The organism is Aequorivita nionensis (assembly GCF_046352995.1).
Taxonomy (GTDB): Bacteria; Bacteroidota; Bacteroidia; order Flavobacteriales; family Flavobacteriaceae; genus Aequorivita; species Aequorivita nionensis.
This window is the reverse complement of record NZ_CP130281.1, coordinates 3,211,013-3,230,590: the sequence shown is the minus strand read 5'-3', so window position 1 is coordinate 3,230,590 and position 19,578 is coordinate 3,211,013. Positions and strand designations below refer to the sequence as shown.

Sequence of the window (19,578 nt, the reverse complement as noted above, 5' to 3'; positions counted from 1 at the left end):
TTTGTTATTGTCCATATAGTTCTATTTAAGTGTTATCGTAATTTTTTCCGCATTGCTTCAGAAATGTTTTCGGCATATACGCCGTAGGCATCCACCAAAAGACCCTTAATTCCGTTTTTTGATGAAATGGCGTATAAAATGCTATTATCATCGGTACTGCTCATACCTTCAAAACGATAGGTTTTATCTACTTTGAAATCCTCTGGATGAATCTCAATTTCCAGTGAAGCACATTCCAGGCATTCAGGTTTTAAGTTAAAATCATAAGGATATTCACTTGCCTGTAAATCGTTAATAGCTTCTGATAGTGTATCGTAATTTTTCATTTGTTTTTAGTTATAAGTCATTGTGAAATAACTGTTATCTTCTTCTGTAAATTTCTGAAAGGTCAATAAACCGTTTCCATTTAATTTTTCGTAAACATTATAATTGAGTTGCTTAATGCGAATTCCCAAAGCATAGGCCTTAATGTTGATTTTTGAATTAATTTTTTTTTTGTTACTATCTAATTTTCGGTCGTAAATCTTTATCGTGCTTTTTGAACCGAAAAAATTTAATAAGCCCGAATCAAAACTCATTTCAAGTTCTATATCTTCCAAGTTTTCCAAGTCATACAACTCTTTAAAATTTGCAGAAATGGTATTGATTTCGGTTTCTTCTGATTTTGGGTTTGAAAACGGAAACGCAATTACCATTACACTGGCTTCATCTGGCTTACATCGATAGGTCGTTGTATATTTATCGGTGGATTTTTTGTCTTTGTCAAATAATTCTGTGATTACATCAATTTCAAAATATCCATTTTTCTCCATTGTTTTACCAGCTTCAAAAGTTTGTTTGTTGAGAAAAGCACCTTTTTCATCAAAATTCTCCCGAATGACAAATCTTCCTGAAATCTGCCCAATGAGCATTTCAGTTTGTCCATTCATTGTAATATTGAATAAGATGAATAGTAATATGAAGCCTTTTTTTCTCATATATGATGCATCAATTTCGTAACTTCTTTTGCCATTACATCACTTAAATCAATACCATTTGAAGGATGCGGGATGGTATTGCAAGTCACTATTTTTTCCACCCCGGAATCCAATAAATCTTGATAGGCATTTCCTGAAAAAACTGCGTGAATACCCACACATATAGGTGGTTTCATTCCTGCTTTTTTCAAATGTTGTACGGTTTCAATCATTGTTCGCGCTGTGGAAATAATATCATCTACCAAAATAGGTGTGGCATCCTTGTATTTGTCCACATCTGGAACAGAGACTTCTACATCACGGTCGCCGTGACGCACTTTTTGCAATACCGTAAATGGTGCTCCTGCTTTTTTAGCAACCTCGGAAACCCATTGTTCACTTTCAGAATCTGGACCTATAAGTACAGGGTTTTCTATGTTTTCTTTTATCCAATCTGAAATAGCATCGGCAGCATGAATGACCTTATTTGGGATTTTATATACTTCGCCCAAGGAGCTAATTCTATGTAAGTGCGGGTCAACGGTGGTAATGCTATCGGCAAAACCTGAAATCAGTTTTCCGAAGAAACCAGAAGTAACACCTTCGCCTGCATTGAATATTTTGTCCTGACGCATATAGGCGAGATAGGGTGCGACTAAACAGGTGCACATTGCTCCTAATGATTTGGCCGTGTGGCTTAAAAAATAAAGGGGCAATAGTTTTTTGTCTGGTTCGTGCAAGGTGCATACCAGTACTACACATTTGTCTTTAACATCAGATAATATACGTGTGTAAGATTCCCCATCTGGAAACTTGCGTAAGGTTGCTTTTCCTATTTCTGCATCCATCTTTTTTGCCAAAAGCTCTGTGAGTTCTTCATTTCCGGGAAGGCTGAATAATATTGTTTTCATAGTTTTTAAATTATGGTTATGATGTCGTCGTGGTTATTTTTATATTCCAAAGCATAATTAAGTTCGCCTTGAGATTCTGCATATATTGTATATAACAATTGGTCTATTTCAATTTTTTCGTCTAAATGGACATTTAAAAGAATCCCTGCCGACTTTGAGTTTGGTGCCCCCGAAAGCTTGGCGAGTTTTGCAATCTTTCGGTTATCAATTCTTTTTAAAACTCCTGACTTTTCGGCTTTAATTTCGATTTTATAAGGTGCTAAAACAGGTTTTGAAAAGCGACCTTGTGCTTTGCAAATGGCCACAAATTTTTCATAAGCTTTTCCAGATTTGAGAAGTTGATTTGCGGTTATTAATCCTTTCCCTTTTTCTACTTTCCCAGAAAGCTCTAATAGTTCAGAAGCTAAAGTCAAAGCCCTTTCCTTTAGGTCATTTGGTGCATCAGCTTCGTTTTTTAAAACTTTCAATATATCGATGGCTTCTAAAGCAGGACCAATACCTCTTCCGACAGGCTGTGTGCCATCTGTTATAACAACTTTTACATTCAGCCCAACAGCCGTTCCAACGGTTTCCATATGGTTTTTTAGTTTTTGAGCCATTTCTGTACTACGTACCTTGGCGGTTTCTCCCACGGGAATATCAATGACGACGTGCGTTGAACCTGCCGCAGCTTTTTTTGAAAGTACCGAAGCAATGAGCTGTCCTTCGCTATCAATATCCAAGGCTTTTTCAATTTTAATAAGAATATCGTCCGCAGGACTCAATTGCGCTGTACCGCCCCAAACAATGCAGCCTCCTTCTTTTTCAACCACGGTTTTTATTTCTTCTAATGAAAGGGTAACATTGGTCATTACTTCCATAGTATCAGCTGTGCCTGCTGGCGAAGTGATAGCTCTCGATGATGTTTTTGGCATCGTAAGCCCGTAAGCAGCCACAATGGCAACCACTAATGGTGTGGTTCTATTGCCAGGTAATCCGCCAATGCAATGCTTATCGACTACGATTTCTTTGTTCCAATCCAGTTGCTTTCCGGAAGCTATCATAGCTTTGGTAAGGTCGGATATCTCATCAATATCCATTCGGTCGCCTGCACAGGCTGTTATAAATGCCGAAAGGTGGATGTTTGAATAGTCGCCTTCCACGATATCGGTTATAATCTCGTTATAAGCTTTATAATCCAGTTTTTGATTATAGATTTTCGCTCTGACGTGGCTTAACGATTCAATAGGTTCCAAATGTGAAACGTACAAAGTATCATTTTCTGAAACATTCAGTTTTTTCGCAGCAGCATCAGATAGCCCTATTTCATTTGGTGACAGAATATCTGAATTTAAAACATTAAGGCTTGCTACGATTGATGTGGTTACATTGGATATCCTTATTCGGGTAAGTGCCTCAAACCCTTCGGAAACACAGACGTGGCAATCTTCACGCATATACACTACATTCTCGTTTTGTGTATAGATTCCGAGATGCTTATATTTTAATATGTTTGAGTGTTGTTCCATAATTTTTAATTTTTCCAAAAGCTATTCTATTTCTTCAATGTTGTAGAGTTGCGGGATTTCCGCATCCCACCCATAGGTTTCCTTTATTCCTTTTTGAAGTGCTTCGGCACCTTCTTTTTCTCCGTGCACAATAAAAATTCGGGCTGGTTTATTTTTTATTTTGCTCATCCAATCCAAAAGTTCAGCGTGGTCTGCGTGTGCAGAGAGGCCTTGAATTTCGGCTACTTCCATTTGAAAGGATACCGTTTTTCCATACACTTTTAATTCCTTGTCGCCTTCCAATAGTTTTCTTCCACGAGTGCCTTCAGCTTGATAGCCTACAAAAAGTAAGGTGTTATTTGGGTTTTGCGCTTGGGTTTCGAGATAGTTGAGCATTCTTCCACCTGTAAGCATTCCACTTCCAGCAATCACGATTTTTGGTTTGTTGTCTGTTCTTAATTCCATTGTTTCACGATAACTGCTTACGACCGTAAAGTGAGAACACATTTCATCACATTCATTGTCCTCCAGTCTGTGCCAATCACGAGTTCTATGAAACAATTCCAATACGTTGGCACCCATCGGACTGTCCATAATCATTTGAACTTTTGGAATTTTCTTTTCTTTCAATAATTTCCAAAAGATGAGCATCATTAGCTGGGCACGTTCTACCGAAAAGCTTGGGACAAATAGACTGCCCCCTCTATTAATGGTGTCGTTGACCAATTTTTCAATTTGCGGAAGTGCTTCCACTTCGTCAGGATGAAGCCTTCCACCATAAGTAGATTCTATAAAAAGTACATCCACTTTTTTTGGTTTTAGGGGTGGATAGAGCAATAAATCATTGGTTCTACCAATGTCTCCTGAAAAGACAAAACGTTTTCCGTGCACATCCAACTCAATATAGGTTGCACCCAGAATATGTCCGTTGTATTGGAAGCGAACTCTAATACCGTCAAATAATGGAATCCATTGTGATTGTGGAATTCCTTTAAAGTGCGGAATGGTTTTTTCCACATCCTTTAAATCGTAAAGCGGTTCTGCAGGACTGTGTTTTGAATAGCCTTCTTTGTTGGCACGTTCGGCTTCCTGTTCTTGTATTTTGGCACTATCGTTCAAAATGATTTTTGCAATGTCCAAAGTAGGATTCGTACCATAAATGGGACCATTGAAGCCTTGTTTTATCAATCGAGGTAAATACCCTGTGTGGTCCATATGGCCGTGAGTAAGCAATACCATATCAATTTCTGAAACTTCAACTGGTGGATATTCCCAGTTTTTAAGACGCAATTCCTTTAACCCTTGAAAAAGTCCACAGTCTATAAGTATCTTTCTATCTCCTGTATCCACTAGATATTTTGAGCCGGTTACTGTACCTGCCGCTCCTAGAAAGTGGATGTTTATTTTATTGTTTTTCATCTTTATGTTATTTGTTTAATGTCCACCACAACAGGAAGGCGTATTTCCTTTTTCTTGGTTTGATTTGCTCAATTCCGCTATTTCATTATATAGATTGCGGGAATCCTCTTTGATTAAGAGTGCCAACTTCTTTACGGATTTAGGCTCGAAGTTTACCATACCCAATAATATTTCAAGGGCTTCCTCAAGTAGTTTTGGGTCATCTTCCAATGCTTGGTAAAATGGCTCTAGGTCAATTTTTTTCTGTTCTTGCAGTTCATCTGTTTTCATCTGTTTAAATTTTATTGTTTTTTATCGGTCAGATGTAATTCGCCATTAAAAATCTCGGTTGTTATCAAGAATCGATATGGCTCATTTCATAATTTTTGTTTTAAGATTGTTGAACTTTTATATTATTAATTCTCAAGAGCTTTTACATAGCGCTTCTGAATCTTCTAAAATCTTTTTGTGTCTTTTTTTATCAATTCCTATCTTTTCCAATAACACAGGTTTTTCGTGAAGCTCCTTGCAGAGCACGATACCTTCATCTAATAACTTTGTTTTTTCAGCTTTGGTTAGGGTAGTTAATGCGGTTAAAGGGTGCAGTCCCAACTTATCTATTCTGTCTTTTAAACCGTCACCAATTGGATAATCCCAACTTGTCAATAGTAGCTCTACGCATTTACCATATTGCACCGCATCACTTGTAAATCGTGTATTGGTGTACACGCCTCCTTTATGAAGCTTGGCTTCGTGACCTTTTTGACGTTCCCATTGTTTTTCAACATCTAAAAATCTTGAGTGGATATATAAGGGAATTTTCACGTTGCAAAACCTACCTTGGTCACTGTGGTATTTACATTCAATCATATAATGGGTATTGTCTTTTTGGGCTATCACATCCACTTCGTGCTGAACGCAATTGCCTTGAACTATGACACCAACCTGTGTTGAAAATCCTTCGTGCGCCAATAGTTTGCCTACCAACTTCTCAAATGGGAAGCCAGAAGGACCTAATTCCATCAGGGCTTTTTTGAGTTTGTATTTTGAAGCACTTACTCTCGACTTACCTTTTAGCATTTTAAATGCCATTTGATAGATTTTTTTTGTGGTAATACCATCGTATAATTGGTCTTGAACTTGTGCTACTATTTGCTCAATCAATTTTTCACTTGCTTGGGAACGTTTTAAGGAATTGATAAGTTTCTCCACATCAAAGGCTACCACATCGCCCGAATATTTTACTATGTTGATTGGATGTTTCATTTTTTTATATGTATTGTCATTACTGGTAGAGCAGAATGATTGGTTATGCCCTCGGCAATGCTTTTTGAAAAAAGATTCAAAAATCCTGTCTTTCCGTGTGTGCTCATCGCAATCAAATCTGCTGATTGGTGATTTAAAAATGTATTGATGCCTGCTTCCACTGAAGGTTCGTTGTAAACACTCATTGAATATTTGCTGAAATCAGGGAACTTTTGAAGAAATTCCTTAACAGGGTTCAGCCCAAGTTCTATACTATTAAAATCCGTTTCTGTATTTATGCGTAACAAATGAATTTTTGAGTCACATTTTTCTGCAATGGACAGCACTTCCTTGAACGGTATGCTCACGTCTTCCTTAAAATCTGAAAGGAATACGATGTCCTTAAAAGGAAACGTTACTTCATCCTCTTTTACCACAATAATTGGCGCATTTGACTTTCTTACAATTTTTTCAACATTACTGCCCGTTATCTCCCTTACACGGCCTTTGGTACCGCTACTTCCTGTAATGATGAAATCGTGGTGGAAATGACCAGAATGTTCCAGAATATCTTTTTGTCCCGAATCAAATTGGAGAAAAGTTCGGCATTTCAGTCCTTCGTGTTCTGCCTCTTTTTCCAACGCACGCAATTTGGCTTTGGCAATACCAATTTGCTTTACAGTTTCGGGATAGCGCTTTTCTTTGAGTTTACTCAATTTTACCCAATCTACAGGTGTTGTCATCAAGTGTAAAAAATGTATCTCTGCATCGTATAGTTTGGCCATTTTAATGCCTAAATAGGCTGCCTTTGTGCAGTTTTCAGAGAAATCGGTGGGTACAAGTATATTTTTCATTTTTTTATGTTTTAATTATTTAAACTAATTGACAGATATTTCATTCCCAGAAAGGATTTCTTTATCAAAGCAATCCAAATTATATATGGTGGTTTCAGCAATATTGGTCAATGCTGTTTCTGTTAAAAAGGCTTGATGGCTTGTTATTAAAACATTGTTAAAGGTCATTAATCGAGCAATCACATCGTCTTGCAAAATGTCATCAGAATGGTCTTCAAAAAACAATCCTTCTTCCTCTTCATAGACATCCAATCCTAAATACCCTATTTTTTTCGTCTTAAGACCTTGTATGACCGCTTTGGTATCCACCAAACCACCACGACTTGTGTTGATGAGCATTACACCGGGTTTCATAAGTGCGATATGTTTTGCATCAATCAAATGTTTTGTGTTTGGTGTTAAAGGTATATGCAGACTTATGATATCTGCCCGTTCGCAGAGTGTTTTGCAATCAGTGTAATTGACGTTATATGTATTGACAAGACTTTTATCGATAGTCATATCGTGGGCCAGAATTTTGCAGCCAAAACCTTGAAGTATTTTTACCAATACATCACCTATTTTTCCTGTTCCTATGACACCGACAGTTTTTCCGTTTAGGTCGAAACCCGTAAGTCCGTTTAATGAGAAGTTGTGTTCGCGCACCCTGTTGTTTGCCTTAATAAGTTTGCGGTTTAATGCAAGTATCAAAGCCATTGTGTGTTCTGCAATGGCATAAGGTGAATAGGCAGGAACACGGGCTACCTTCATATCTAATTCAGCTACTTTTACTAAATCAACGTGATTGAAACCTGCAGAACGCAGAGCAATATTTTTTACGCCTAACGTGCTTAATTTTTCAAGAACTTTTGCCGAAGCATCATCACCTGTAAAGAGACTTACCGTTTTGGAACCTGTTGCGAGAATAGCTGTTTCTTCCGTCAAACGACTCTCAAGCAGTTTTAATTGATGCTTGCCATCATTCGCTTTTAACAGATAGGGTTCTTCAAACTTATGTGTGCTAAATATGGTTGTTTTCATTTCACTTTTTTTAATTTCCTAACTGTATTAAAATGTATGCTATCCCAACGATTACAACAGTTCCAAAAATCATCAGTACAAGTTTTCCTGTTTTTTTAGAACCTTTAAAGTAGGCTATGCCCAACTTTACAATCATATTGCTTATGGTTGCTGTTATGATGACATTGGCTGCCAGTGCAAGTTTTTCTTCCAAAGACCCAAATTTTGCCATACTGATAGTAATGGCATCTGTATCTGCCAATCCTGCAATTAGGGCTGAATAGTATAAACCGCTTTCGCCAAAAAACTGGTTTCCATAAAAAACTGCAAACAGGATGACCACATAAATACCACCAAACCCAAGAGCGTTCCAAATATTGAGTGGATTACCAAGATTGATGTCTGTCTTTGGGACATCTGTATTCTTTTTGATGAATAAAAGCGCACTTATTAGGCAGATAAGGGTAAGAATAGTAAATGGGACGACTAAATAAGAAAGTATGGCACTATTGAAAATATATGCCAGAATCGCAAGTCTGGGAAACATTATGGCAGAAGCTATAATGATACCAGCGGCATATTCTTTTGAAAGTTCTGGCGATTCCTTACTTCGGGAAGCATATATCCAAGCTACAGCGGTACTTGAAATCAATCCGCCTAAAATTGCCGTGAGCAGAATACCACGTTTAGAACCTACATATTTTACAAGAAAGTAGCCGATGAAATTTAAGAAGGAAACAATAACAACAATAGAGCCGATTTCAAAAGGATTTAACAAACCTTCTGGTCCATAATTTTCTTTGGGAAGGAATGGTAATATCAACAACGCTATGATAGAAAATTTAATAAAAGCAAAAAGCTCTGCTGAAGTAATATTCTTTATGAAAGAACGAAAGGTAGTTTTAAGCGACAATAAAGTAACGACCACTACTGCGGTGGCAACTGCTTCCTTGTGCAAATGATTGGCAACCATAACACCCAAAATCAACGTAGCGAATAATGCCATATTAGTGGTTATCCCTGTCATTACGTGTTTTTGTACCATAGACAGATGGCTCAAGGACAAAAACAAAAGAAATGCTCCTGCAATGATAATGACCAACCAAGGTGTATAAGCTGTGGAAAGGTTGCCTAATATAAAACCAATAATGGCGACAATCGGGAAGGTTCTTATGCCTGCAAAACCTTGTTCTTCCTTCAGTTTATCATATTCACGTTCCAGTCCTAGAATAAGGCCAATGCCTAGACTTATGAGTAATCCGAGGATAAATGGGTTGATATTTTTAAAGGCTTCAATCATTTCTTACTTTCCAAATAGTTCTAAAAGTTCATATAATTCATTATTTACTTGATGTTGCTTAACCACCTCTTTAAAAGAGGTTAGATGCAATTGATTATTTAAGATTCCTACCATTACATTTTTTTTGCCTTGTAAAATTGTTTTTACAGCTGCCACTCCAAGTCTAATGCCCAACATTCTATCTAAAGCAGAAGGATTTCCACCTCGTTGCACGTGCCCAAGCTTGGTAATACGTAAATCGACATTGGGTTTGACTTCCTTTATTTTTGATGAAACAAGTTCGGCTCCTATTTCATCCCCTTCAGAAACCACGACAAGAAAAGCATCTTCGCTATCGTAATTTTTAACCTTATCCAATAGATAAATAAAGTCCTTTCCACTCTCGGGAATAAGTATGGAATCGGCACCTACCATTAATCCGGAATGAATAGCAATGTAGCCTGAATCCCTTCCCATTACTTCAACAATAAATACACGGTTGTGGGATTCGGCAGTATCTTTTATTTTATCAATATTTTCAATGGCAGTGTTTACAGCCGAATCAAAACCAAGGGTATAATCTGTACCCGAAATATCGTTATCTATAGTCCCAGGAATGCCTATAAACGGAATGTCGCATATTTCTGAAAAAGCTAATAGACCTTTAAAAGTACCATCACCACCAATAGCAATTAAAGCATCTATGTTATTTGTTTTTAAAGTTTGCAATGCTTTTTTACGACCCTCTAATTCCAGAAATCGTTTGCTTCGTGCTGTTTTTAGAATAGTGCCACCTTTTTGGGTAATTTTTTTTAGTTCGTGAGATTTTAATGGTATCAAATCACCATCTATCAAACCTTCATACCCTTTTAAAAAACCACTTACTTTAATATCATTCACTTCCGCAGATTTTGCAATAGCATACAATGCAGCGTTCATTCCAGGGCTGTCGCCTCCAGAGGTAAATACACCTATATGTTTGATTTTATTAGTATTCATTTAATATTGTTTTTTGTGATTTTTTATCTGAAACCGAAAAATCTTGGACGGTCTTCCATACAAATTCTGCTTCTTTTAGAAAGAACTGATGGTCTCCTTCAGATGAAGTAATTATTTGTGCGTTTTTAAATTCCCTCGATAATTTTAAGGCATTTTCTAAAGGTGCAGTTGTATCTTTTTCTCCGTGAATAAAAAGCACGTCTTTATCCTTAATTTTCCTTGCCATCGCATATAAATTTGTTTTTAAAATGACTTCTGTAAGCGAATAATAATAACTCTGCCAATGATGTTTTTTTGCGTCTTCATAAACTTCGTCAGTAAGATTATCGGGTTTGAAAGCACGCGACATAAAAATGGGATGTATCATACAGATGTATTTCGAGAATTTGCTTGTTGAAATCCTATCCACAAAGGAATGTGTGGACATAACTTTCTTAAACTCATCTGCATCCTTGTAAACAGGTATGCTAATAAAAACGCCTGATTTGAACCAATGACGATGTTTTTCTAAAAGGGCTAATGAAATTATCGCTCCCATAGAATGTCCACCTATTAAAGTTTTTCCATCATTGAATCCTTCCTTGTTTAAAACCAATTCAACGGCTTGCATTTGTATTGAAAGAGAATAATTGCTTCTTGGTTTTGGCGAATCACCAAAACCAAGAAGGTCTATTAAAAGTAAAGAATGTGTTTTTGAAATGCTTTCTAAATTGCGCTTCCAATAATTCAATGACCCAGTCAATCCGTGTAGCAAAACAAGTTTGGTTTCACCTGAACCCATTATTTCATATTTCAATAGAGTTTTGTTGGCATCATAGGCTGGTTGCCTAACAATCTTATAATGCTGATATCCTGCTATAGCGATAACTGGAAGAATTAAGAATATGGATGTGAATAGTAATGTCATTATTAAAATATGAATCAATTTTTAAATTTATTCCATTTGTTAACTATGCAATATTGATAGTATCATCCAAATAGACATTCTGCACGGCTTTGATTAACGCAACTCCTTCACCAAAAGGTTTTTGAAATGCTTTCCGCCCCATTATCAAACCAGAACCTCCCGCTCTTTTATTGATGACAGCTGTCGTAACTGCTTCAACCAAATCTGACTCACCTTTTGAGCCACCACCTGAATTTATCAAACCTATTTTTCCCATATAGCAATTGGCTACTTGCAATCTGCATAGGTCAATAGGATGGTCTGTTGTAAGTGTTTCATACATTTTATCATCATATTTACCAAAACCTATCTCTTTGAAACCAAAGTTGTTTGTAGGTAATTTTTGCTTAATAATATCTGCCTGAATGGTTACTCCTAAATGATTGGCTTGTCCCGTAACATCGGCAGCTGCGTGGTAATCTTCTTTTTCGGTTTTAAAAGCTTCATTGCGCAGATAGCACCATAAAATGGTAGCCATTCCCAAATTATGGGCTTCTTCAAAAGCTTCAGCTATTTCTTTTAGCTGTCTGTTACTTTCCTCTGAACCAAAATAGATAGTTGCACCCACGGCAATTGCTCCCATATCCCAAGCCGATTTTACCTTGCCAAAGAGCGTTTGGTCATATTTATTGGGATAGGTAAGAAGTTCATTGTGGTTGATTTTTACAATGAATGGTATTTTGTGCGCGTATTTTCGAGCGTTCAGCCCTAAAACACCAAAGGTGGACGCTACACCATTACAACCAGCCTCAATGGCAAGTTTTATTATATTCTCTGGGTCAAAATAATCCGGATTTTTATAGAATGAAAAAGCTGCGCTATGCTCGATGCCTTGGTCTACAGGAAGGATACTCAAGTAGCCTGTTCCCCCAAGATTTCCGTGGTTGTACAATTGTGCTAGGCTTCGCAATACTTGTGGATTTCTGTTACTATTTAGAAATACTTTTTCAAGACTGTTCTTGCTTGGGGTTAGAAGTTCATCCTTCGTGATTTTTTCACAAACGTGTTCCAAATAGAAAGATGACTTCTTTCCTAATAGTTCTATGATATTTTTTTCAGTTTTCATTTTAAGTTGAATTAATGGATTCCTAAACTATCATTGGTTTTGGCAATGGATTTTGCTGCATCTACTTCAATTCCCGTAAGTGCCCTAATGGCATCAATAGATTCAGGGATTACAATAGCTTGGTTATCGACCACGTAGGCGTAAAAAAGCTCGTCTCCAACAACCTTCAGCATATCTTCCCAAAGCGCAACTTCATACATATCGCCCCAAGGTCTTCCCATATCCAAAAACATTTCCTTAATAGTGTTGTTAGAAACCAAGCCTTGTTCATAGCGTATCAGCTTAATTCTGCTGGATGTTTTAAAGGCATTAAGCACTTCTTCTTTCGTGGCTTGCTTCTTTAACTTCACGTTCCAATAGTGCATATGGCTCAATGTCTCTGGAACTTTTACTGCGGATGTGATAACATCGAGTTCGGGGTCGACACTTTTGGCATCAGGACCTTGATGGCTCGGAATATCTTTTTCTGGAACCATTGTGTTCATAATTCCGCCCAAATGACTTTCCCAAGGGTCTGTTGCTCTTCTTAAGAGTGTTCCTCTAGCATAATCCAATAAACCAGCTCTTTTTAGAGCGGTCAATGTTCTTAAGATAGAGGTGGTATTGCAGGAAACTACACGTGTTGCATTTAGATTTAACGCAGATTTATAATTGTTTTCTGCACTAAAGGAATGACCCGTGGTCTCGTGCTTTTCCCCTCCCTGTAAGATAAATTTTATCCCAATTTCTTTATAAACTTTCACGTTCTGTGCTGCAATTTTTTTTGGGGTACAGTCCACAACTAAATCTACCTCTTTCAAAAGGTCTTGCATATTTCCTTTGACATCGATGCCAGCATTTGCCATTGTAACAGCTGCTTCTTGAGTGGCTGCATAGATATCGTACTCTTTTCTCACCGCATTTTGAATGCGCCAATCACTAATGATATCACACACACCCGAAAGTTTCATATCATCTTGAAGATTGACGGCATCAGCTACTCTTTTTCCGATGACACCATATCCTATAACTGCTATATTTTTCATATAAATTGAATTTATTAATTATGTTTTGTTTTTGTATTACTTGTTGCTTCCATTCCCATCGGCATATTTCCTTCATCATCTGTATGTGAAATCATAAAAAGGCGTTCCGCAACAATGATTAGAATAATCCCAATTGCCGCTACGATAAGAACCAATGGGTCGTTCAGATATTTTATATAAAGAAATGCTGAAAGCACCGCAACATCCATCACAATGGCTATTAATGGAATGATAGGCAGAAAATCCACTTCTTTTTTTAGGTGGCGAAAAAGTCCCCAATGGATAGCAATATCCATAATGAGGTAAAAAATGGCCCCAATGGAAGCAATCCTTGTTAAATCAAACAACACGGTCAGTAAAATAGCCAGTGAAACCGTGAATATGAGGGCAGGGTTTTTAAGATTCCCCATTCTTTTTAGGGACGGCACTTGCTTCATATTGCTCAACATTGCCAACAAGCGTGAGGCCGAAAACACACTTGCTATAACACCAGAAAAGGTTGCTATAATAGCTATTGCTATGGTAATCCAAGAACCCCATTCCCCAAAAATGGGTTGTGCCGCCGCTGCCAAGGCGTAATCCTTTGCTTCGATTATTTCTGGGATAGTTAAACCTCCAGCAACAGCCAGTGCCAAGGCTACATAAATAATCGTGCAAATAAGAATGGAAATAATAATAGAACGTCCGAGGTTCTTATGTGGTTTTTTAATGTCACCTCCCTGATTTGTAATAGTAGTAAATCCCTTATAGGCAAGGATTGCCAACGCCAATGCAGCAATAAAAGCGAACCCTTGTGGCAACGTTTCCGTATTTCTTGGAATATAATTTCCTGTAATATCTGCAAATCCGGAAGCTATAAGTCCCGCAATGGCGAGCAATGCAATACCTACAACTTTGATAATTGCTGTAAAGGTGGCTGTTGCGCCAATAACTTTGTTTCCTAAAATATTGATGATGTAAGCTGTTACCAATAGCAGAATACCGAGAATGGATGCGTAACCAGCCCAACTTTCTGGGAACAGCCGAAGCGTATATGCTCCAAAAGTGCCCGCCACCAAGCTTTCTGAAACCACCATTGAGACATACATCAACAAAGAAAAGACCCCTGTCGTAGTGCCAGGGCCATAGGATTTGTTCAAGAATTTAACAACGCCTCCAGAAGATGGAAAAGCATTTGAAAACTTCACATAGGAATATGAACTGAAACCAACCACAATGGCACCAGCTATAAAAGCAATCGGAAATAAATCACCTACCAATTCAGTTATTTGTCCCATAAGGACAAATATTCCAGCACCAATCATAACCCCAGTACCGAGAGATATGGAACCTATTAGGGAAAGCTTATTATTTTTAACTGTGGTATCTTTCATTATTATATTATTTCTTCGGATTATTCACAGAAGATTTAGGTTTAAAATTTCTAATAATCAGGCGGTTGCTCTTTTCGTAAGTGAAATAGCTTACCGCCCAATTAAAACCAACCATCAATCTATTTCTAAATCCGCTTATTGACATCAAATGCACAATAGACCATAACAACCAAGCGAAATAACCTGCAAACTTGAATTTACCCAAATCAGCTACTGCTTTTCGTTTACCAACGGTCGCCAACGAACCTTTATCTTTATATTCGAAAGGCTTTACGGCTTCATCATTAATAATTTTCAATAATGAATTACCCAAATATTTCCCTTGTTGAATAGCCGTCTGTGCTACTTGTGGATGCCCTTTTGGCGTTTCATTTGTAATTATAGCCGCTATATCGCCTATGGCAAAAATGTTTTCGTAACCTTCTACCATTAAAAATGAGCCCGTTCTTATACGGTTGCCTTTTACCACGTGTTTTTCATCGATACCTTTTGGGAACTGTCCTTTTACACCTGCTGTCCAGATTAGGTTTTTGGCAAAAATGGTTTTCCCACTTTTGGTTGTGACTATTGACCCGTCATAATCGCTTACCGATTCATTGAATAGTACCTTTACATCCAAGTCCTTCAAATATTTCAGGGTTTTTGTAGAGGCTTTTTCAGACATCGTACTTAACAATTCATCAATGGCTTCTATTAGGTAAATTTTCATTATGGAAGAAGGGTACTCTGGATAATCCTTCGGTAGAATGTATTTACAGAATTCTGCCAAAGCTCCTGCCATTTCTACCCCAGCAGGACCACCACCAACGATAACGAAGTTTGTCAGGGCATCCCGTTCATCATCATCACAGGTTATGGCTGCCTGTTCCAGATTTTGCAACATCAGATGGCGGATGTTTAGGGAATCACGAATATCTTTCATCCCCAAGCTGTTTTGCTCAACGTTTTCCACACCAAAGAAATTGGTAGTTGTTCCGGTTGCCAAAACCAAATAATCATATTCAACTGTTCCCTTATCTGTGACAATTATATTTGATGAGGCTTGAATTTCTTCAACTTCTGCCAAACGGAATACCACGTTTTTATATCCATTAAATTGTTTTCTGAAAGGAAAAACAATGCTGTCCGGTTCCAGGGCACTTGTAGCTACTTGATAAAGCAAAGGCTGAAACTGATGGAAATTATTTTTGTCAATAAGGATAACTTGAATTTCTTTGTGTTTCAGTTTTTCTGTCAATGCCAAACCTGCAAACCCACCGCCAATGATAACTACACGAGGTAAGTCTGAATCTGGAAGGCATATTGTATCTGTTACCTTACAAGCAGATTCTTCTGTATTATTATTTGAGTAATTGACGTTCATATTTGGTTTTTATATCGTTGGTGTTGGCCATAGTTACTTTGAGTCCTTGTCTTTTACAATCATTACTGAACATTTGGCGTGTGTTGCTAAATACTGTGAAACAGAACCCAATAAAAGTCGTGAAAATGCTCCTTGCCCTTGAGAGCCAACTACGATTAAATCTGCATCAAACGACTCTGCTTTTTCTAAAATCTCCTTTTTTGGAAGCCCACTGACCACGCTTCTTGTTATTGTAATCGAGCTATTTTTTTCAGATATGATTAGTACAGCATCGGAAACAATTTTTTCTCCCAATTTTTCTGCATTGGCTATAAATTCTCGATAATAGACGTCAAGAGTGTCCGTTGTTGAAATGAGCTCTGGCGTTGACATCGCTGGATGCTCATAAACGTTTATTATACTAATTTCACTACCCTGTGGTAATGAAAATTTTGCAAGTTCCTTAACAGCAACTTTACTAAACTCTGAACCGTCTATTGCTAATACTATCTTCATTTTATTTAGTTTTAAATTAATTACGAGCTTTATTTAATTTTATAAGTTTTCGCCAATACAGATGTTCGTATAATCCAGACCAGTACATCCCAAAAGTAAAGGCGAATAATAATTCTTCAATCGGAATGCCCAAGACAAGAATATGGGTCAGGTTGTCCAGATTCCAGTACAACTCCACATATTGGGGATAGAACGGAAGTATGCTTCCGAAATAAATGAAGTACAATACCGTAAACAAAATTCCCCCAACCCATATCTTTCCTTTTAAATCTGGGCGACAGTAGAGTGTTGCCAATCCACCAATAAAGAGAGCGATAATCCCACAATAGATATGGTTAAGCGATGTAAACAGAGCCAGTAAAATGAATATGACCACTGGCGTAAAGAGTATATAATTATGTAGCCGATGCCTTTTGTGGTTTCTCTCGATATGTGATATTTCGGAAAGGCCTCGCTTAAAAATCAGGTTATAAAGAACTGTACCTATTCCGCCTATGGCGAAAGAAAATATTAAACTTTCAATGTCAAAGCCTGTTTTTTCGGCCAATTCAAATAATGATGGTGGCATCCAATATTCTGGCACAAACAAGGGCTCTGTTAAACCAAACGGCATAGTGATTAGGCTCATTTGAAGCATTGCTTTTCTATTTTCTTTTTTGGACAAGTAGATAACTGCCCAAAGAGCTAAAATGATAAGCGACCATATAAACCAGACATTCTGCATAATCCTAAAATGGTTTTCCTATTTTTTAACTTTTATTTGTGCGTTATAAAATGCTCCAATACAAGCCCCTATTAACCACCAAAGAATAAAAGTTTGTATTATTCCCATTAACACTTCTAAAGGTGGTACATCCATTCTAATGATACTGGTAGTATCCAAGCCGTGCAAAAGGCTGTTGAAAAAGGTAATTGAACCTTCTTGTCCTGCTGTTAACATTACAATCATACAGCCCAAATAAATTAAGGTTCCTGTTAGACCGAAAGCAAAACCGAGTTTTTTTATGTTTAATCGATACATAGTTTTATAATTTTGAGTTAGTTTTCTGATTTTAGAATCTTTTTAGATTCTTCAAATACTTCCTTGGATAATTCGCCTTTTGCAAAGCGTTTTTTAAGAATATCCAGTGGGCTGTCCTTCTTTGTTTTTTGATAAGGTATGTCTGTAGGAATGAAAAATATCCAGGCCAAGAAAAAAAACCAGATAATCCACCATATAAAATGCATACCGCCGTAGTGATTCATAATATTAGTTTTTAGGAATTAAGGTTTTTAGTAAAATCCGCGTTTAAAATCTTTTTAGATTCTTCATAATCTTCCTTGGATATTTCGCCTTTTGCAAAGCGTTTTTTTAGAATATCCAGTGGGCTTTCTTTCTTTGATTTTTGATATGGGATATCCGCTGGGATAAAGAAAATCCAGGCAATAAATATGACCCATATAATCCACCATATAAGGTGCATTCCTCCAAAACTTCCATCGTAATAGTGCATAATTTTTAATTTTAGATGTTATTAATTTATTTCTGTGATTGTGTATCCATTGAGCGCATCGAGTTGCTTTTGTAGTTCGGCAACTGAAAGAGTTTCATTCATAGTGATTACAGTAGCTCCTTTTGGTGCCAGAAAAATCTCTGCTTTTTCAATGTTGGGATGTTCTTCCAATGTCTTCTTGACTCTTGCAACACATCCACCACAACTGATTCCGTTTATTTGAAATTTTTGTTTCATAATATTTAGCTTTTAGTGATGTTGATGGCCTTTGTGTTCATCTTTGGATTCAGCCGTAGAGTTTTCCTCTCTATTTTGGGATTCACTTTGTTTATGCTGTGAATGGTTATGACCACCGTGTCCGTGCGAGCCGTGGGGCATAAATAGGTGGCAGGCAAACATAAAAATGATGAAAATAAATAGTGATGAACCACCTCCTATACCAAATGAGGGCGCTAAAAAGATGAACAGTAGTGGTAGCCCACAACCGATGACCATCCATATCCAGTGATTATTTTTCATTGTTTTTGATTTTATAAATTAGTGATGCTCGGTATGGTCATCCTTGGTGGAAGAATCCATATTGTCCATCTTCATACCCTGCATATCCATTCCTTTTTCGCCCATCATCTTTGAGCAGGATTCCATACAGTCCTCGCTCATCATTCCTTTTTCGTGCATCATTTTCATCATCGTTCCCATCATTTTTCCGTCATTCATCATTTGGTTCATCATTGAGTGCATCATTGGTTTGTTGCCCATCATATTGTTCATCATCGTACTGTCTTTCATCATCATTTGCATTCCTTCACCTTGCATCATTTGCATTGCGTGGTCGCTATTGTGCATCTCCTCCATAAACTCGGTCATATAATCGTGATTTTTGGTAATTGCATCATATACTTCTGTACGGTTTTCCGGATTTTGCATTAATGCTTGCAAGTCTGCTTCCTGTTTGCAACTGTTTAAGCTTAAAAGCCCAATTGTAGATAAAATAATTACTAGTGTTTTCATTTTGATTTGTTTTTAAATTATTAATAAGATTTATTCTATTTTCTTTAGTGACCATTTCTTGTTTTCGTCTCCAACCATAACTAAACTTCTAGAGATTAGCTTGGATGTAATTGCAGGTGGATTTTTATCCTTCTTGCCTTTAGGCGAGACGTGAATGGCCAATTGAGTTAAATGCTCTATTGTTTTTCCTTCTTTATCTATGACAACCTCAAAATAATGATAGCTTACCACGTCTTTTTTGAATATGTCATTATAGCCAATGATTTCTTTTTCAACTTTTAAAGCCAATGCTTTATCGCCTTCAAAGTTGGTTGCATTCAAAAATTGTGGTTGTATGATAGGATTTCCAGTTCTATCAATATATCGTAATAAAGCACATCACTTTTTTGATGTGCAATCAGACATCTTTCGTTACTAAATATGGGATAGCTGGCATCATCTGTTTTGGTTAAAACCAAATCGTCCCTAAAATCCACCACAATTTTGGCTTCTTGATTTATAAATGCCCATTTCTCTCCTTTTTTTATGGCAGCAAGTCCCTCGTGAAAAGGTGAAATGTAATCGATATTCTCGATGGTCTGTGCAAATCCCAATAGTGGAAGAAGCAATAATGTGATAACTATTTTTTTCATTTTGATATGTTTTTAATTTATTAAATGTAGTATTTGCCAATGGCCT

At 37.1% G+C, this 19,578-nt stretch carries 26 protein-coding genes; all 26 read right to left on the bottom strand.

Annotated elements, in window-relative coordinates; translation table 11 throughout:
• Positions 1-32: 32 nt before the first annotated feature.
• Positions 33-326, bottom strand: coding sequence for a hypothetical protein (locus tag Q2U82_RS14775; RefSeq protein WP_045079578.1), 294 nt, complete (start codon positions 324-326; stop codon positions 33-35).
• A gap of 6 nt (positions 327-332) precedes the next feature.
• Positions 333-977 (bottom strand): hypothetical protein, encoded by a 645-nt coding sequence (locus Q2U82_RS14770; protein ID WP_410005579.1) that lies wholly within the window; start codon positions 975-977, stop codon positions 333-335.
• Positions 974-1,867, bottom strand: a complete 894-nt coding sequence (locus Q2U82_RS14765; protein WP_045079576.1) for a ribose-phosphate pyrophosphokinase — start codon at positions 1,865-1,867, stop codon at positions 974-976. Before Q2U82_RS14765 ends, Q2U82_RS14770 begins: the two co-directional genes overlap by 4 nt.
• A gap of 5 nt (positions 1,868-1,872) precedes the next feature.
• Positions 1,873-3,375 carry a thymidine phosphorylase family protein gene (locus Q2U82_RS14760; protein ID WP_045079777.1) on the bottom strand — a complete coding sequence of 501 codons (1,503 nt, stop codon included), beginning with the start codon at positions 3,373-3,375 and terminating at the stop codon, positions 1,873-1,875.
• Positions 3,376-3,396: 21 nt separating this feature from the next.
• A complete protein-coding gene (locus Q2U82_RS14755; protein ID WP_154192190.1) occupies positions 3,397-4,773 on the bottom strand; it encodes an MBL fold metallo-hydrolase in 1,377 nt (458 codons plus the stop codon).
• A gap of 15 nt (positions 4,774-4,788) precedes the next feature.
• Positions 4,789-5,043 (bottom strand): hypothetical protein, encoded by a 255-nt coding sequence (locus Q2U82_RS14750; RefSeq protein ID WP_154192189.1) that lies wholly within the window; start codon positions 5,041-5,043, stop codon positions 4,789-4,791.
• Between the two features lie 132 nt (positions 5,044-5,175).
• Positions 5,176-6,018, bottom strand: coding sequence for an ATP cone domain-containing protein (locus tag Q2U82_RS14745; protein ID WP_154192187.1), 843 nt, complete (start codon positions 6,016-6,018; stop codon positions 5,176-5,178).
• A complete protein-coding gene (locus Q2U82_RS14740) occupies positions 6,015-6,851 on the bottom strand; it encodes a universal stress protein (RefSeq protein ID WP_410005578.1) in 837 nt (278 codons plus the stop codon). Before Q2U82_RS14740 ends, Q2U82_RS14745 begins: the two co-directional genes overlap by 4 nt.
• Positions 6,852-6,875: 24 nt before the next feature.
• Positions 6,876-7,871 (bottom strand): 2-hydroxyacid dehydrogenase, encoded by a 996-nt coding sequence (locus Q2U82_RS14735; RefSeq protein WP_410005577.1) that lies wholly within the window; start codon positions 7,869-7,871, stop codon positions 6,876-6,878.
• Between the two features lie 10 nt (positions 7,872-7,881).
• Complete coding sequence (locus Q2U82_RS14730) at positions 7,882-9,150, bottom strand: MgtC/SapB family protein (RefSeq protein ID WP_410005576.1); 1,269 nt, start codon at positions 9,148-9,150, stop codon at positions 7,882-7,884.
• Positions 9,151-9,153: 3 nt separating this feature from the next.
• Positions 9,154-10,128 carry an ATP-dependent 6-phosphofructokinase gene (locus Q2U82_RS14725; RefSeq protein WP_410005575.1) on the bottom strand — a complete coding sequence of 325 codons (975 nt, stop codon included), beginning with the start codon at positions 10,126-10,128 and terminating at the stop codon, positions 9,154-9,156.
• A complete protein-coding gene (locus Q2U82_RS14720) occupies positions 10,118-11,035 on the bottom strand; it encodes an alpha/beta fold hydrolase (RefSeq protein WP_410005574.1) in 918 nt (305 codons plus the stop codon). The genes Q2U82_RS14725 and Q2U82_RS14720 overlap by 11 nt, the downstream gene beginning before the upstream one ends.
• A 43-nt stretch (positions 11,036-11,078) precedes the next feature.
• Positions 11,079-12,140 carry a class I fructose-bisphosphate aldolase gene (locus Q2U82_RS14715; protein WP_154192177.1) on the bottom strand — a complete coding sequence of 354 codons (1,062 nt, stop codon included), beginning with the start codon at positions 12,138-12,140 and terminating at the stop codon, positions 11,079-11,081.
• Between the two features lie 11 nt (positions 12,141-12,151).
• Entirely contained in the window at positions 12,152-13,165 is a 1,014-nt protein-coding gene (locus tag Q2U82_RS14710; protein WP_410005573.1) for a type II glyceraldehyde-3-phosphate dehydrogenase, read from the bottom strand.
• Positions 13,166-13,179: 14 nt separating this feature from the next.
• A complete protein-coding gene (locus tag Q2U82_RS14705; protein WP_410005572.1) occupies positions 13,180-14,538 on the bottom strand; it encodes an APC family permease in 1,359 nt (452 codons plus the stop codon).
• 7 nt (positions 14,539-14,545) lie between these two features.
• Complete coding sequence (locus tag Q2U82_RS14700) at positions 14,546-15,901, bottom strand: NAD(P)/FAD-dependent oxidoreductase (RefSeq protein ID WP_410005571.1); 1,356 nt, start codon at positions 15,899-15,901, stop codon at positions 14,546-14,548.
• A gap of 33 nt (positions 15,902-15,934) precedes the next feature.
• Positions 15,935-16,396 (bottom strand): universal stress protein, encoded by a 462-nt coding sequence (locus tag Q2U82_RS14695; RefSeq protein WP_410005570.1) that lies wholly within the window; start codon positions 16,394-16,396, stop codon positions 15,935-15,937.
• 16 nt (positions 16,397-16,412) lie between these two features.
• Positions 16,413-17,120: a lycopene cyclase domain-containing protein gene (locus Q2U82_RS14690; protein WP_410005569.1), complete on the bottom strand. Its 708-nt coding sequence runs from the start codon at positions 17,118-17,120 to the stop codon at positions 16,413-16,415.
• 18 nt (positions 17,121-17,138) lie between these two features.
• The gene (locus tag Q2U82_RS14685; RefSeq protein ID WP_154192170.1) at positions 17,139-17,417 is read right to left on the bottom strand and encodes a DUF5676 family membrane protein; all 279 of its coding nucleotides are present in this window, start codon (positions 17,415-17,417) and stop codon (positions 17,139-17,141) included.
• Between the two features lie 17 nt (positions 17,418-17,434).
• Positions 17,435-17,641 (bottom strand): SHOCT domain-containing protein, encoded by a 207-nt coding sequence (locus Q2U82_RS14680; protein ID WP_410005568.1) that lies wholly within the window; start codon positions 17,639-17,641, stop codon positions 17,435-17,437.
• Positions 17,642-17,652: 11 nt separating this feature from the next.
• Complete coding sequence (locus Q2U82_RS14675; RefSeq protein ID WP_410005567.1) at positions 17,653-17,889, bottom strand: SHOCT domain-containing protein; 237 nt, start codon at positions 17,887-17,889, stop codon at positions 17,653-17,655.
• A 21-nt stretch (positions 17,890-17,910) separates the two neighbouring features.
• Positions 17,911-18,126 (bottom strand): heavy-metal-associated domain-containing protein, encoded by a 216-nt coding sequence (locus tag Q2U82_RS14670; RefSeq protein WP_154192165.1) that lies wholly within the window; start codon positions 18,124-18,126, stop codon positions 17,911-17,913.
• A gap of 12 nt (positions 18,127-18,138) precedes the next feature.
• Entirely contained in the window at positions 18,139-18,408 is a 270-nt protein-coding gene (locus tag Q2U82_RS14665; protein WP_154192163.1) for a hypothetical protein, read from the bottom strand.
• A gap of 18 nt (positions 18,409-18,426) precedes the next feature.
• Positions 18,427-18,900, bottom strand: a complete 474-nt coding sequence (locus tag Q2U82_RS14660; protein ID WP_410005566.1) for a hypothetical protein — start codon at positions 18,898-18,900, stop codon at positions 18,427-18,429.
• 30 nt (positions 18,901-18,930) lie between these two features.
• Positions 18,931-19,221, bottom strand: coding sequence for a hypothetical protein (locus Q2U82_RS14655; protein WP_410005565.1), 291 nt, complete (start codon positions 19,219-19,221; stop codon positions 18,931-18,933).
• Complete coding sequence (locus tag Q2U82_RS14650; protein WP_410005564.1) at positions 19,218-19,532, bottom strand: WG repeat-containing protein; 315 nt, start codon at positions 19,530-19,532, stop codon at positions 19,218-19,220. The genes Q2U82_RS14655 and Q2U82_RS14650 overlap by 4 nt, the downstream gene beginning before the upstream one ends.
• Between the last annotated feature and the right edge of the window lie 46 nt (positions 19,533-19,578).

Excerpts from the sequence above, each read along its gene's own strand:
- Q2U82_RS14665 (WP_154192163.1), bottom strand. The coding sequence starts at position 18,408 with ATGAAAAATAATCACTGGATATGGATGGTCATCGGTTGTGGGCTACCA.
- Q2U82_RS14735 (WP_410005577.1), bottom strand. The coding sequence starts at position 7,871 with ATGAAAACAACCATATTTAGCACACATAAGTTTGAAGAACCCTATCTG.
- Q2U82_RS14700 (WP_410005571.1), bottom strand. The coding sequence starts at position 15,901 with ATGAACGTCAATTACTCAAATAATAATACAGAAGAATCTGCTTGTAAG.
- Q2U82_RS14705 (WP_410005572.1), bottom strand. The coding sequence starts at position 14,538 with ATGAAAGATACCACAGTTAAAAATAATAAGCTTTCCCTAATAGGTTCC.
- Q2U82_RS14695 (WP_410005570.1), bottom strand. The coding sequence starts at position 16,396 with ATGAAGATAGTATTAGCAATAGACGGTTCAGAGTTTAGTAAAGTTGCT.
- Q2U82_RS14685 (WP_154192170.1), bottom strand. The coding sequence starts at position 17,417 with ATGTATCGATTAAACATAAAAAAACTCGGTTTTGCTTTCGGTCTAACA.
- Q2U82_RS14775 (WP_045079578.1), bottom strand. The coding sequence starts at position 326 with ATGAAAAATTACGATACACTATCAGAAGCTATTAACGATTTACAGGCA.
- Q2U82_RS14755 (WP_154192190.1), bottom strand. The coding sequence starts at position 4,773 with ATGAAAAACAATAAAATAAACATCCACTTTCTAGGAGCGGCAGGTACA.
- Q2U82_RS14725 (WP_410005575.1), bottom strand. The coding sequence starts at position 10,128 with ATGAATACTAATAAAATCAAACATATAGGTGTATTTACCTCTGGAGGC.
- Q2U82_RS14675 (WP_410005567.1), bottom strand. The coding sequence starts at position 17,889 with ATGCACTATTACGATGGAAGTTTTGGAGGAATGCACCTTATATGGTGG.
- Q2U82_RS14740 (WP_410005578.1), bottom strand. The coding sequence starts at position 6,851 with ATGAAAAATATACTTGTACCCACCGATTTCTCTGAAAACTGCACAAAG.
- Q2U82_RS14760 (WP_045079777.1), bottom strand. The coding sequence starts at position 3,375 with ATGGAACAACACTCAAACATATTAAAATATAAGCATCTCGGAATCTAT.
- Q2U82_RS14730 (WP_410005576.1), bottom strand. The coding sequence starts at position 9,150 with ATGATTGAAGCCTTTAAAAATATCAACCCATTTATCCTCGGATTACTC.
- Q2U82_RS14670 (WP_154192165.1), bottom strand. The coding sequence starts at position 18,126 with ATGAAACAAAAATTTCAAATAAACGGAATCAGTTGTGGTGGATGTGTT.
- Q2U82_RS14770 (WP_410005579.1), bottom strand. The coding sequence starts at position 977 with ATGAGAAAAAAAGGCTTCATATTACTATTCATCTTATTCAATATTACA.
- Q2U82_RS14690 (WP_410005569.1), bottom strand. The coding sequence starts at position 17,120 with ATGCAGAATGTCTGGTTTATATGGTCGCTTATCATTTTAGCTCTTTGG.
- Q2U82_RS14710 (WP_410005573.1), bottom strand. The coding sequence starts at position 13,165 with ATGAAAAATATAGCAGTTATAGGATATGGTGTCATCGGAAAAAGAGTA.
- Q2U82_RS14765 (WP_045079576.1), bottom strand. The coding sequence starts at position 1,867 with ATGAAAACAATATTATTCAGCCTTCCCGGAAATGAAGAACTCACAGAG.
- Q2U82_RS14715 (WP_154192177.1), bottom strand. The coding sequence starts at position 12,140 with ATGAAAACTGAAAAAAATATCATAGAACTATTAGGAAAGAAGTCATCT.
- Q2U82_RS14745 (WP_154192187.1), bottom strand. The coding sequence starts at position 6,018 with ATGAAACATCCAATCAACATAGTAAAATATTCGGGCGATGTGGTAGCC.
- Q2U82_RS14650 (WP_410005564.1), bottom strand. The coding sequence starts at position 19,532 with ATGAAAAAAATAGTTATCACATTATTGCTTCTTCCACTATTGGGATTT.
- Q2U82_RS14720 (WP_410005574.1), bottom strand. The coding sequence starts at position 11,035 with ATGACATTACTATTCACATCCATATTCTTAATTCTTCCAGTTATCGCT.
- Q2U82_RS14660 (WP_410005566.1), bottom strand. The coding sequence starts at position 18,900 with ATGAAAACACTAGTAATTATTTTATCTACAATTGGGCTTTTAAGCTTA.
- Q2U82_RS14750 (WP_154192189.1), bottom strand. The coding sequence starts at position 5,043 with ATGAAAACAGATGAACTGCAAGAACAGAAAAAAATTGACCTAGAGCCA.
- Q2U82_RS14680 (WP_410005568.1), bottom strand. The coding sequence starts at position 17,641 with ATGAATCACTACGGCGGTATGCATTTTATATGGTGGATTATCTGGTTT.